Source organism: Streptosporangium sp. CA-115845, from assembly GCF_050943795.1.
Lineage (GTDB): Bacteria > Actinomycetota > Actinomycetes > Streptosporangiales > Streptosporangiaceae > Streptosporangium.
The window spans coordinates 3,796,978-3,809,371 of sequence record NZ_CP191988.1 but is presented as its reverse complement, the minus strand read 5'-3'; the positions used below and the strand labels follow the sequence as shown (position 1 = coordinate 3,809,371).

The following is a 12,394-nucleotide window of genomic DNA, read 5'->3' as shown; positions in this document are numbered from 1 at the left end:
ACCGATGTGCTACAAGCCACTAACCGTGTTCACATTCGCAATGAGGTGGATGTGAGTTATCCGTCGGCCAGGCCGGTGCCGGATGTGAGCACGGCGAGTGCCGGGCCTGGCCGCGGCGCTCACACCCGGGCCGCCGCCAGGCTCGGCACACTGCCTGCGGCACGCAGGTAACAGGCCCAGGTGATGGCCGCGCACACCAGGTAGAAGGAGGCGAAGGAGGCCAGTGCGGCTCCCGCCCCGCCGGTCGCGGCGATGGAGCCACCGAATCCGCGGTTGACGAAGAACCCGCCGAAGGCACCGATCGCGGAGATGATCCCGATGGCCGCGGAGGCGTCCCGCTTCCCGACGGCCACGGCGGCGTCGTGAGCGGCCGTGGCCGGGGGGACGCCAGTGACCGCCTTGGCCCGGAAGATCGCCGGAATCATCCGGTAGGTGGAGCCGTTGCCGATGCCGGTGGTGGCGACCAGGAGCATGTAGGCACAGAAGAACAGCACGAAGCCGCGCTGGGACAGCCCCTGCCAGACCAGCACCGCCGCCCCCGCCATCGCGGCGAAGTTGACGAACGTCACCCGCGCCCCGCCGAGCCGGTCCGACAGCCAGCCGCCCACCGGGCGGACCAGGGAGCCGAGCAGCGGGCCGAGGAAGGCCAGCCAGACCAGCGAGGCCTGCTCGGGGAACTGACTCTTGATGAGCAGCGGGAACGCGGTGGAGTAGCCGATGAAGGAGCCGAACGTACCGATGTACAGGACTGACATGATCCAGGTCTGGACCCGGCCGACGACCTTCAACTGGTCCGCGGGACTGGCCTTGGCCGAGGTCAGGTTGTCCATGAAGAAGTAGGCGCCCACCGCGGCGGCCAGGATGAGGGGAATCCAGAACAGCCCCGCGGCGGCCAGCCCGAACGCCCCGATCACCAACGGCATGAGAAGTTGGACGGAACCGACCCCGATGTTGCCGCCGGCCGCGTTGAGCCCGAGTGCGGCCCCCTGCCTGTCCCGAGGGTAGAAGTGGGTGATGTTGGCCATGCTGGAGGCGAAGTTGCCGCCGCCCAGCCCCGCCGTGGCCGCGATGAGCAGGAACACCTCGTAGGGGGTGCCGGGGTCGCCGACCGCGATGGCCAGCAGCACCGCGGGCACGAGCAGGAGCAGAGCGCTGACCACCGTGAAGTTCCGGCCGCCGAACCTGGCCGGGGCGAAGGTGTACGGGATGCGCAGCGCCGAGCCGACCAGGTTGGGCAGGGCGACGATCCAGAAGAGCTGGTCGGTGGAGAACTCGTAGGAGCCGAGGTGCACGGCCACGATGCTCCAGACGGTCCACAGCGTGAACCCGAGGTGCTCGGCGAAGATGGAGAAGACCAGGTTCCGCCTGGCCACCTTCCGGCCGCGCTCCTGCCAGAAATCCGGATCGTCGGGCCGCCAGTCACTGATCCAGGGCCTCATCGTCTGTCCTCCTGTGGTTTCGGGGGGCTTCGATCCCCGAAACTAGGAGGACGGCGTTACGCACATTCACTGTCTGTGATGGTGCACCGGTTACACGTAACTAACCCTGGAAATACGCAATGCACACGCCGCACACTCGCAACACTCCGGAAACCCCGGGGGTGCGGAAATCCGTCGACCGTTCGGTCGGGAACACGCTCTGTCACGCTCCCGCGCCCCCAGAGTAGCGGCGCGGCCGGCTCCTGGAGTGTGATCGCGCTCACGGTCACGCCGCCCAGAGGTGCGGGGAGAGGCCGAACGCCCGTGGAGCCGATGTGGCCTGAAGTGAGAGAACGCTCATGCCGTAAGGCGTGGGCCGCTCGGAGCGCGCCCACCGAAGCACACTCACAGGTAACGGCAATGGTTGAGCCGGTGTGACAACGGGAACCGTCACCGGTGCCGATTCATCCGCCTCGGGGAGTGCGCGTGGCCGTCCAGCCGATCCGACTGTTCGACGATCCCGTGCTGCGCACGGTGGCCGAGCCTGTGACCACCTTCGACCGCGCGTTGCGCGTCCTGGTGAAGTCGCTCCAGGCCACGATGCGCGCCGGCACGGGCCGCGCGGGACTCGCCGCCCCGCAGATCGGCGTCCCGCTCAGGGTCGTCGTCTACGAGTTGGACGGCAAGTCCGGCCACCTGGTCAACCCGCGCCTGGAACTGTCCGAGCGGAGGATCGTGGCCGACGAGGCGTGCCTGTCCGCCCCCGGCCACTGGTGGCCACTGGAACGCTCCTACATGGTCACGGCCCGTGGTCGTGACATGTTCGGCAAACCCGTCACCGTCCGGGCCCTGGGCATGCTGGCCCGCGTTCTCCAGCACGAGGCCGACCACCTCGACGGCACCCTCTTCATCGACCGCCTCCCCGAGGAGGAGCGGGAACGCTTCCTCGCCTCGATCTCTTGACTTGCACACCTCAAAACTGTCCGATAGAGTGTTGCAGTTGCAGTCGTAATTCTCAGTTTAGCCTTATCATCTCAAGTGCTTATGAGAAGTCCGCCGACAGCGGACGTTACAGTTTCTCCGGATGGTTTCCGCGGGTGCATGGTAGGGTCCGCAACGCAGCCCCGTGCCGCCGACCTGGTGGTTCGGTGAGGCTCCCAATGAGGAGAAGTAGTTTTGTCTGAGGGCACCGTTAAGTGGTTCAACGCCGAAAAGGGCTTCGGATTCATCGCACCGGATGACGGCACCGCCGATGTCTTCGTGCACTACTCGGCTATCAACTCCAGCGGCTACCGCAGCCTGGAGGAGAACCAGCGTGTCAGCTTCGTCACCACGCAGGGCCAGAAGGGCCCGCAGGCCGACAAGGTCGAGCTCATCTGACCTGGTTTGACCTCAAAGGCTTCGGGCTGAGCCCGCACCGCGCAAGCGGTGCGGGCTCAGTCATTTTCCGGCCCCTGCTCCCCCTTCGGAGGTGCTCTCCAGGCCGCCACCCGAAGAGCACCGGCCTCAGAGCGGGCAGGGCGGCTCTCAACACGGCCGAGAGCCCCGGGCAGCGGCCAGAGGGGAAAGAGACACCCCGCCTTCAAGTGCCCTTCAGAGCGCGACTCCGAGCAGCGCGTCCGCGATCCGCCCGACAAGGAGCGGCGCGCCCGGGTCGCTGCCGCCCTCCGACAGGGCGCGCTCGGCCCAGTCGTCGATGACCGCGAGGGCGCCGGGAGCGTCCAGGTCGTCGGCCATCCGGGCACGGACCCTGTCGAGCACGACACCGGCGTCGGGACCGGTCTGCAGGCCCGCCGCCGAGCGCCAGCGCGCCAGCCGCACCTCCGCCGAGGCAAGCTGGTCGGAGGTCCACTCCCAGTCGGAGCGGTAGTGATGCGCCAGCAGGGCCAGCCGGATGGCCATCGGATCGGTCTCCCGACGCAGGCGGGAGACGAAGACCAGGTTGCCCTTCGACTTGGACATCTTCTCGCCATCCAGGGCGACCATGCCCGCGTGTACGTAGGCCTTGGCGAAAGGCCACTCGCCACACGCCACGTGACCCTCGTGGGCGCCGCACTCGTGGTGCGGGAAGATCAGGTCGGAGCCTCCACCGGCGACGTCGAAAGCACTGGACAGGTTCGCCAGAGCGATCGCGGTGCACTCGATGTGCCAGCCGGGCCTTCCCTGGCCGAACGGCGAGGGCCAGGACGGCTCCCCCGGGCGCTCCGCACGCCAGAGCAGCCAGTCGAGCGGGTGCTTCTTGCCTGGGCGGTCCGGGTCCCCTCCGCGCTCGCCGAACAGGGCGAGCATCTGCTCCTCCGGGTAACCGGAGACGGCACCGAACTTGGGGGCCGCGGCCACGTCGAAGTAGACGTCACCCTCCAGGTCGTAGGTGGCGCCCTTGTCACGCAACAGCTCGATCAGGGCCGCGACCTGGTCGATCACCTCGGTCACGGCGACGTAGTCGCGCGGCGGGAGGATGCGCAGCGCCTCCATGTCCGACCGGAACAGCTCGATCTCGCGCTCGGCGAGGTCACGCCAGTCGATGCCGGTCTGCTCCGCGCGCTCCAGCAGGGGGTCGTCGACATCCGTGGCGTTCTGGGTGAAGTGCACCTCGTGCCCGGCATCCCGCCAGGCCCGGTTGACCAGGTCGAAGGCGAGGTAGGTGTTGGCGTGTCCCAGATGGGTGGCGTCGTAGGGCGTGATGCCGCAGACGTACATCCGTGCCGTGGGATCCGGCTTTGTGGGGACGACATCTCGCACGGCGGTGTCGAAAAGCCGCAGCGGGACACCGGCACCGGGAAGCCGAGGAACCTTCGGCGCAGACCACGATCTCATAAAGTGAGCCTATCGAGCAGACAGACCACCCCGATCAGCTCGGGGCGGCGGATACAGAGGCATTCGTCTCAACTCCGCGAAGCGCCCAGATCATTCCGTGCGGACTTCACGGAAGGCATCCGGATCACGAGGGGCAGCGGTGAAGTCGTAGCGGACACCGTCCGGCGCCAGGGCGAGCAGGGTGACGGAGAGCGAGCCGAAGATCCGCCCGTCGGGCAGCTCATGATGAATGATCATGGACCGAAGGTCCTCAGGGGGAATCCCCGCCCCGGTGGCGAGTTCCCGCCACTCCTCCCAGGGGCCGTCGAGCTCCGTGGGGCGGCCGGCCTTTGCGAACAGGGGGCGGAAGAACGCGACGCGCTCGTTCTCCTCACCACGTTCCCAGCCGCTGTTGACGATCATGTGGGTTCCCGGAGGAAGGACGTCTCGCTCCAGCGCGATCCCATCCCAGTGCCACAGGCAGGCCCCGGTGGGATCGGCGCTCAGCAGGTGGAAGGGGTCATAGCGGTCAAGGTCGCTCTCCACCGGCCGGCCTCCGGCGGCCGCCAGGAGCGGGAGCTCACCGCGTGAGCGGCGCGTCTCCTCCGGGGCGAGCACACCGTGCCCGTTGAGAAGGGCCCCAACCCTCCTGGCCCGGGGGTCGACGGCCAGCCAGGTACCGCCGCCCTGAAGGTCTCGACCGCCGATCAGGCCGGGCCGGTCCCTGTGCCAGTGTCCCGCCGGTGGAACCCAGGGACGGCCGGTGAACTCATCACGCACCCCGACCACGATCAGGGGGATCTCGGCGCTCGGATCGATGCTGACGACAACCGTGCACATGCCCGGAGGCTACGCCTCCGCCGCGAGCGGGTGCGGAGCGGGGTCCTGCACCGGCAAGGAGTCCGAGGTCACGGCACCTGCCACCCGGGGACTCAGATCGGCGGCCACGGGATCGCCGGCCACTCCTTGGAGGGGAGGGGGTGCAGGCCGGTGTCGAGAAGCCTGCGGACCCGCGACCAGGTCGCCTCGACCTCGGGGAGGGTGAGGAGTTCTCGGAGGCGGCGGCCGAGCCGCCCCTGCTCCAGGTCGCGTTCGAGGCGGGTCAGGACGTTCATGGCCTCGCGGGACAGGGGCTTGCCGCGCCACTGCCAGAGCACGGTGCGGAGCTTGTCCTCGGCGGAGAAGGAGACCCCGTGATCGACCCCGTAGACATGGCCGTCGGCCAGCGGCAGCAGGTGGCCACCCTTGCGGTCGGCGTTGTTGACGACGGCGTCGAAGACGGCCATCCGCCGCAGCGAGGGCTGGCGACTGCGGATCAGCACCATCAGGTCGATCTCGGGGTCGGTGTCGATCCAGAGCTGGCACATTCCCGGGCCGAACGGGCCGTCCCGGTAGACGGTGGGCGGCACGATCCGCCAGCCGATCGCCGCCGAGACCTCGTAGGCGGCGACCTCGCGGGCGGCCAGGGTCCCGTCGGGGAAGTCCCAGAGCGGGCGCTCCCCCCGTACCGGCTTGTACACACAGGCCGCCACGAGCCCGCCGAGCCGGACCGAGCAGTAAAGCGTCATGTTGGTCGCCTCGACCAGGCGACCCGCCACATCCAGCCGTCCGTCACGGAGCAGACGCATCGCGGTCTCGTCATCCAGCCCCGCGGCCGGCGCCGTGCTCAGCGTCGGCTCGCTCTCAGCGCTCATTCGCCTCCTCCACCAGATGAAGCGCTACTACCCCGGTAACCGTTGAGCCGCACACAAATATGCCCTTCGACATCGAGAGGCTGGGCGCAGAGCGGGCAGGGCGGACGCCCGGCGGCGACGAGTGCCATGGCCCGCTTGGTGAAGGCCCTGGCGGCGCTTGGGCTGATGTGCACGCGCAGCACCGTGAGATCGGCGGACGAGGACGGCTCGATCTCCTCCTCGACCCCGGCCTCCTGGGCCTCGATGACCACCTGGTCGGCCTCGGGGTCCCAGGCCAGAGCCATGGTTCCGACGCGGAAGTCCTCACTGATCGGCACGTCGAGAGGGGCGTTGTCGGCCAGCGCGGCCGGAGCGACGGCGGGCACCGGGACACCGGCCTCGCCGCGCCGCAACACCTCGTCGAGCAGTTGGTCGAGGCGGTCGGCCAGCGCGGCCACCTGGAACTTCTCCAGCGCCACGGTGGTCAGCCTGCCCTGTCCCCGCGCCTGCAGGAAGAAGGTTCGTGATCCCGGTTGCCCCACGGCACCGGCCACGAATCTCTCGGGTGGATCGTAGTCGAAGACCGGCATAGCCCGACCTTACGTGGTCCCGGATCCGCCGCCGACTGCGGCATCACTCCCGGTGGGATTTTCTCCCCCGTCCTCGCCTTCCGAACCCTCCGCGAGGCGCAATCCAGCCATATCCCCACCCGTGTCGTTGAGCCTGAGCACGAAGGGGCGCAAGGGGGTGTAGCGAATGACGGTGAGCGAGGCCGGATCAGCGGTTATCCGTTGGAACTGGTCCAGGTGCAGCCCCATGGCGTCGGCCACGATGGCCTTGATCACGTCTCCGTGGCTACAGACGAGGTAGACCGCCTTCGGGCCGAGACGCTCGTTCCATTCCCTGACCGCCGCCACGGCGCGGTACTGGACAGCCGGCAGGGATTCTCCCCCGGGGAACGTCACCGCGCTCGGATGGGCCTGCACCACCGGCCAGAGGGGGTCCTTGACGAGTTCGGCGATCGGGCGGCCCGTCCAGTCACCGTAACGGCACTCGCCGAAGCGCTCATCGGTCAGTACCTCCGCCCCCTGTCGCCCCTCGGCGACCGCCTGCGCGGTCTCCTGACAGCGTTCCAGCGGGCTGGAGACGATCGCGTCGAGCTCCAGCGAGGTCAGCCGGGTGGCGAGGGCCTTCGCCTGGGCCTGTCCCGCGTCGTTGAGGTGAACGTCCGGGGTCCATCCCGCGAGGACCGGACCGGTGAGGTGGGTAAGGCCGTGTCTGGCCAGCAACAAGGTCGTCACGCGGGCAAGTCTTGCAGCCCTCACTCCACTACTTTTAAGTGGCCGAGCGGTAATCTGGCCGGATCATGGAGCAGCGCTATGTGGGCCGGAGCGGCTTGTCGGTGTCCCGCCTGGGACTGGGGACGATGACATGGGGACGTGACACCGGCGCCGAGGAGGCCGCGGCGCAGCTCCGCATGTTCGCCGAGGCCGGCGGCACACTCATCGACACCGCCGACGTCTACACGGGCGGCGACGCCGAACGGCTGCTCGGGCGGCTGCTGCGCGACTCGGTGCCGCGTTCGGAGCTGGTGCTGTCCACCAAGGCCGTGCTCACCCCTGCCGGGCGCAGACCCCGCGACGCCTCAAGGAAGCACCTGGTCGCCGCGATCGACGCCTCCCTGACCCGCCTGGGCGTCAACGAGGTCGACCTGTGGCAGCTGCACGCCTTTGATCCCGACGTCCCGCTGGAGGAGACCCTGGCCGCCGTGGACGCGATCGTGTCCTCCGGGCGGGCCGCGTACGCCGGGGTGTGCGACTACGCGGGCTGGCAGCTGGCGACCGCCGCCGTGGGACAGCGGGCGGTTCCAGGGCGGGTGCCGATCGTCGCGGCCCAGGTCGAGTACTCGCTCCTGGCCAGAGAGGCCGAGCGCGAGCTGATCCCCGCCGCCGAGCATGTCGGCGCCGGGGTGCTCGCCTGGTCGCCGCTCGGGCGCGGAGTCCTCACCGGCAAGTACCGCACGGGCATCCCCGCCGACTCTCGGGCCGCGACCCCGCACTTCGCCGATTTCGTCACGCCCTACCTCGACGAGCGGTGCCGCCGGGTCGTGGAGTCGGTGACGACCGCCGCCGAGGGGCTTGGCGTCTCACCGCTGTCGGTGGCCCTGTCGTGGGTACGCGACCAGCCGGGGGTGGCCTCCGCCATCGTCGGCGCCCGCACCCACGCGCAGCTGTCCGGGGTGCTCCAGGCCGAGGACCTGGCGTTGCCCGTGGAGATAAGGGAAGCACTCGACGACGTGTCGGCCGACTGAGACGCCCAGGACGGAAACCGAACGAGAATTCGCCTCGCGTATCACTAGTCGATACCGAATAGCAACTTTCCGCGAAAAAGCCGGGCCTCCCCACAAGACTGTCGAACAGGTGGCGGGGGCACCCGGATGTCGGCAGCACATCACGGCCGATATCCGCCCCAGGGGAAAGGAGACGAGTGCGAACCGCGATGTCGGCAGGCGCGCTGGCGCTGGTGCTGGGCAGCGGGATCCCGGCGGTCTTTTCGGTGGACGCCGCCCGGGCGGACACCGTCACGCAGGTGGACGACTGCGATCACGGAGGGCTGCTGGGCACCGTGACGGGCGGGATCTGCCGGACCGTGGACAACGTGGTGAGCGGCATCACGTCCGACACCTCCCCTCTCGCACCCCTGCTGGCCCCGCTCTCGTCCTCGCCCGCCGGTGACGACCTCGCCGGCACCACGGCTCAGACGCCCGCCGCCGAGAAGACGTCCCCCGTCGGGGAGAAGACACCGGCGCCGGCCACCTCGGCCGCCAGAACCCGGCCCGCGGAGGGCGAGGAGCCCCCCTCCGGCAACGGGCCGCGCCCCGAGGATCCCACCGGCACCTGCCGGCCCACCGCGGCCTCCCCGAAATGCCCGGACCCGCCGGAGAGTGCCCTCTCTCAGGAGGCCGCCCGGCCCAGGCCGTCGCCGAGCCCCTCGCGCGACCACGGCCACCGGCCCGCGCGGAAGGAACCGGTGCCGGTGCCGACCAGCCGGACGCGACAGCCCTCACGGCCGCCGTATCCGGAGGCCGACACGCCCACGACCGACGTGGACGCACCGGTGACCTCCGAGCCGTCACCCGTGGTCGACGCCGAGGCACCCCGGGTGGAACTGCTCTGGCCGGCCCCGCTGATACAGGAGTTGCAGCGGCAGATGTCAAACGAACGGCCGGTGACGCCCAGCCGGTCATCCGACAGGGCGGGCACCGTGCTCACCACCGCGGTGCTCATTCTGGCCATCCTCGCGGTCCGCCTGCTGTACAGCAGGCGGAAGGTCACGGAGTCGATCCCCTTCGAGCCGGTGCCACCGGGCCATCACCGGGTGGCCTAGACCCTGCTCTCTGGATCTTTTGCCCACCTCGGCCACGGGTGCCACCTGACCCGCGGGACAGGATCTAGGCGCCGATGGCGTGCACGCCGCCGTCGACATGGACGATCTCACCGGTCGTGGCGGGGAACCAGTCCGACAGCAGGGCGACACACGCCTTGGCCGCCGGAATCGGGTCGTTGATGTCCCAGCCGATCGGGGCCTTGGCGGGCCAGCTGTCCTCGAACTCGCCGAAGCCGGGGATGCTCTTGGCGGCCATGGTCCGGAGCGGACCCGCCGCGACAAGGTTGACCCGGATGCCGTGCTTGCCCAGATCGCGGGCCAGGTAGCGGGAGCAGGACTCCAGGCCGGCCTTGGCCACCCCCATCCAGTCGTACACCGGCCAGGCCTTGGTGGCGTCGAAGTCGAGGCCGACGATCGCGCCGCCCTCCTTCATGAGCGGGAGCGCGGCCACCGCGAGCGACTTGAACGAGTAGGTGGAGACCTGGACGGCGGTCGCCACGTCCTCCCATGAGGTGTTCAGGAAGTTACCGCCCAGGGCGGTCTGGGGGGCGAACCCGATGGCGTGCACCACACCGTCCAGGCCGCCGAGGTGTTCGCCGACCCGGTCGGCCAGGGAGTCGAGGTGCTCGGTGCTGGTGACGTCGAGTTCCAGCACCGGCGGCGGCTCCGGCAGGCGCTTGGCGATGCGCTCGACCAGGCTGAGCCGGCCGAAACCGGTGAGCACGATCTGGGCCCCCTCCTGCTGGGCCAGTTTGGCCACCGAGAAGGCGATGGAGGAGTCGGTGAGCACCCCGGTGACGAGAAGCCGCTTGCCTTCGAGAATTCCCACGTCAGTGCCCCATTCCAAGGCCGCCGTCAACGGGGATGACAGCCCCCGTGATGTAGGCGGCGTCCTCGCCGGCCAGGAATCTGACCACGCGTGCGATCTCCTCAGGGCTGGCATAGCGGCCCAGGGGGATGTTCTTCCTGATCTGCTCTTGGTACGACTCGTCGAGTTCGGCCGTCATGTCGGTCTCCACGAAACCGGGGGCGACCACGTTGACCGTGATGTTGCGCGAGCCCAGCTCCCTGGCCGCCGACCGGGCGAAACCGATCATCCCGGCCTTGGAGGCGGCGTAGTTGCTCTGCCCCGCGGAGCCGAGCATGGCCACCACCGAGGAGATCAGCACGATCCGCCCGCGCTTGAGCCGCAGCATGCCGCGGGTGGCGCGCTTGGCGACCCGGTAGGCACCGGTCAGGTTGGCGTCGATGACATCGGTGAAGGTCTCCTCCTTCATCATCGGCAGCAGCGTGTCCTTGGTGATGCCCGCGTTGGCGACGAGCACCTCGACCGGGCCGTACTCGGCCTCGACCTTCGCGAACGCGGCGTCCACGTCGGCCGTGCTGGTCACGTCGCAGCGCACGCCGAACAGCCCCTCGGGGGGCTGTCCGGAACGGTAGGTCACGGCGACGGCGTCGCCGGCCTGGGCGAGTTCGCGGGCGATCGCGAGGCCGATGCCGCGATTGCCGCCGGTTACGAGAACAGATCGAGCCATGGTCAGACGGTATCGGCTACTTGGGGGTAACCCTCTTGTCCGGGAAGGACAAGATCACGGGGTTAGGATCGTTGACATGCGCCAGATCGACTCCGACTTTCTCGCCCTGCCGCTGCGGCGGCTGGCGGACGCGGCCCTGCAACGCGCCCGGGACCTGGGCGCCGAGCACGCCGACTTCCGGCTGGAACGCATCCGCGGAGAGACCGTACGCCTGTCCGACGCCGCACTTGAGGGCTCCATCGACGCCGACACCCTCGGCTATGCCGTGCGGGTCGTCAAGAACGGCACCTGGGGCTTCGCCGGAGGCATCGAGCTCACCCCCGAGGCGGCCGTCCGCGTCGCCGAGCAGGCGGTGGAGGTGGCGCTCGTCTCGGCGGCGATCAACCGCGAGCCCGTCGAGCTGGCGCCCGAGCCGGTTCACTCCGACGTCACCTGGGTCTCCTCCTACGAACTCGACCCGTTCGAGGTGCCGATGCGCGACAAGGCGGAGTTGCTCGCCGACTGGTCGCGCGGCCTGCTGACAGATCCCAGGGTGGACCACGTCCAGGCGTCGCTGATGCAGGTCAAGGAGCAGAAATTCTACGCCGACACGGCGGGGACCTCCACCACGCAGCAGCGGGTGCGCGTCCACCCCCAGCTGGAGGCGATGAGGGTGCTGGACGGCCGCTTCGACTCGATGCGGACGCTCGCCCCACCCGCGGGCCGGGGGTACGAGTACCTCACCGGCACCGGCTGGGACTTCCCCGGCGAGCTGGCGCGCGTTCCCGAACTCCTTGAAGAGAAGCTCAAGGCCCCCTCCGTCGAGGCCGGCCCCTACGACCTGGTGATCGACCCGTCGAACCTGTGGCTGACGATCCACGAGTCGGTCGGGCACGCCACCGAACTCGACCGCGCCCTCGGCTACGAGGCGGCGTACGCCGGGACGAGCTTCGCCACCTTCGACCAGCTCGGCAAGCTGGTGTACGGCTCGCAGGTGATGAACGTGGTCGGCGACCGCACCGCCGAGCACGGCCTGGCCACGATCGGCTACGACGACGAGGGCGTGGCGACCAGGGAGTTCGACATCGTCTCCGGCGGCGTACTGGTCGGCTACCAGCTCGACCGGCGGATGGCGCTGCTGAAGGGCCTGGGCGCCTCCAACGGCTGCGCCTTCGCCGACTCCCCCGGCAACACCCCGATCCAGCGCATGGCGAACGTGTCGCTGCGACCGGCGCCCGACGGTCCCACCACCGAGGAGCTGATCTCCGGCGTCGACCGGGGCGTCTACGTGGTGGGCGACAAGAGCTGGTCCATCGACATGCAGCGTTACAATTTCCAGTTCACCGGCCAGCGGTTTTATCTGATCAAGAACGGCAGGCTCGCCGGGCAGTTGCGCGACGTCGCCTACCAGGCCACGACCACCGACTTCTGGCGGTCGATGGCGGCGGTCGGCGGGCCGCAGACGTACGCGCTCGGCGGGGCGTTCAACTGCGGCAAGGGGCAACCGGGCCAGATCGCCCCGGTCAGCCACGGCTGCCCGTCGGCGCTCTTCCGCGGCGTGCGCGTCCTCAACACCGCCCAGGAGAGTGGCAGTTGAACGCGTACG

13 protein-coding genes are annotated in these 12,394 nt (G+C 69.3%); 5 read left to right on the top strand and 8 right to left on the bottom strand.

Going from position 1 to position 12,394, the window contains the following annotated elements; genetic code table 11:
• Positions 1 to 119: 119 nt before the first annotated feature.
• Positions 120 to 1,439, bottom strand: coding sequence for an MFS transporter (locus ACQP0P_RS19465; RefSeq protein ID WP_433378732.1), 1,320 nt, complete (start codon positions 1,437 to 1,439; stop codon positions 120 to 122).
• Between the two features lie 465 nt (positions 1,440 to 1,904).
• On the opposite strand from ACQP0P_RS19465, the gene def reads away from it, so the two are divergent.
• Both def and ACQP0P_RS19455 read left to right on the top strand, forming a co-directional pair.
• On the top strand, positions 1,905 to 2,381 hold the full coding sequence (gene def, locus ACQP0P_RS19460; protein ID WP_343961111.1) for a peptide deformylase: 477 nt from the start codon (positions 1,905 to 1,907) through the stop codon (positions 2,379 to 2,381).
• Between the two features lie 213 nt (positions 2,382 to 2,594).
• Entirely contained in the window at positions 2,595 to 2,798 is a 204-nt protein-coding gene (locus ACQP0P_RS19455; RefSeq protein WP_030904638.1) for a cold-shock protein, read from the top strand.
• 213 nt (positions 2,799 to 3,011) lie between these two features.
• Here the strand turns inward: ACQP0P_RS19455 and mshC are convergent, their stop codons facing one another.
• From mshC to ACQP0P_RS19430, 5 genes are all read right to left on the bottom strand, one after another.
• Positions 3,012 to 4,235, bottom strand: a complete 1,224-nt coding sequence (mshC, locus tag ACQP0P_RS19450) for a cysteine--1-D-myo-inosityl 2-amino-2-deoxy-alpha-D-glucopyranoside ligase (RefSeq protein WP_433378729.1) — start codon at positions 4,233 to 4,235, stop codon at positions 3,012 to 3,014.
• 90 nt (positions 4,236 to 4,325) lie between these two features.
• On the bottom strand, positions 4,326 to 5,054 hold the full coding sequence (locus ACQP0P_RS19445) for an NRDE family protein (protein WP_433378726.1): 729 nt from the start codon (positions 5,052 to 5,054) through the stop codon (positions 4,326 to 4,328).
• Positions 5,055 to 5,146: 92 nt separating this feature from the next.
• A complete protein-coding gene (locus tag ACQP0P_RS19440) occupies positions 5,147 to 5,908 on the bottom strand; it encodes an SCO1664 family protein (RefSeq protein ID WP_350955576.1) in 762 nt (253 codons plus the stop codon).
• On the bottom strand, positions 5,905 to 6,477 hold the full coding sequence (locus tag ACQP0P_RS19435; RefSeq protein WP_433378723.1) for a DUF3090 domain-containing protein: 573 nt from the start codon (positions 6,475 to 6,477) through the stop codon (positions 5,905 to 5,907). The genes ACQP0P_RS19440 and ACQP0P_RS19435 overlap by 4 nt, the downstream gene beginning before the upstream one ends.
• Positions 6,478 to 6,486: 9 nt before the next feature.
• The gene (locus ACQP0P_RS19430) at positions 6,487 to 7,188 is read right to left on the bottom strand and encodes a histidine phosphatase family protein (protein WP_433378720.1); all 702 of its coding nucleotides are present in this window, start codon (positions 7,186 to 7,188) and stop codon (positions 6,487 to 6,489) included.
• A gap of 65 nt (positions 7,189 to 7,253) precedes the next feature.
• Between ACQP0P_RS19430 and ACQP0P_RS19425 the strand changes: the two genes are divergently transcribed.
• Both ACQP0P_RS19425 and ACQP0P_RS19420 read left to right on the top strand, forming a co-directional pair.
• Complete coding sequence (locus ACQP0P_RS19425) at positions 7,254 to 8,198, top strand: aldo/keto reductase (protein WP_350919132.1); 945 nt, start codon at positions 7,254 to 7,256, stop codon at positions 8,196 to 8,198.
• Between the two features lie 176 nt (positions 8,199 to 8,374).
• Positions 8,375 to 9,274, top strand: coding sequence for a hypothetical protein (locus ACQP0P_RS19420; protein ID WP_433378716.1), 900 nt, complete (start codon positions 8,375 to 8,377; stop codon positions 9,272 to 9,274).
• Positions 9,275 to 9,338: 64 nt separating this feature from the next.
• Here ACQP0P_RS19420 and fabI read toward each other — a convergent pair whose 3' ends face one another.
• The gene (gene fabI, locus ACQP0P_RS19415; protein ID WP_343961094.1) at positions 9,339 to 10,103 is read right to left on the bottom strand and encodes an enoyl-ACP reductase FabI; all 765 of its coding nucleotides are present in this window, start codon (positions 10,101 to 10,103) and stop codon (positions 9,339 to 9,341) included.
• Position 10,104: 1 nt separating this feature from the next.
• Complete coding sequence (locus ACQP0P_RS19410) at positions 10,105 to 10,809, bottom strand: beta-ketoacyl-ACP reductase (RefSeq protein WP_030904652.1); 705 nt, start codon at positions 10,807 to 10,809, stop codon at positions 10,105 to 10,107.
• Positions 10,810 to 10,885: 76 nt separating this feature from the next.
• On the opposite strand from ACQP0P_RS19410, the gene ACQP0P_RS19405 reads away from it, so the two are divergent.
• Complete coding sequence (locus ACQP0P_RS19405; protein ID WP_433378712.1) at positions 10,886 to 12,385, top strand: TldD/PmbA family protein; 1,500 nt, start codon at positions 10,886 to 10,888, stop codon at positions 12,383 to 12,385.
• The last annotated feature ends 9 nt before the right edge of the window (positions 12,386 to 12,394 follow it).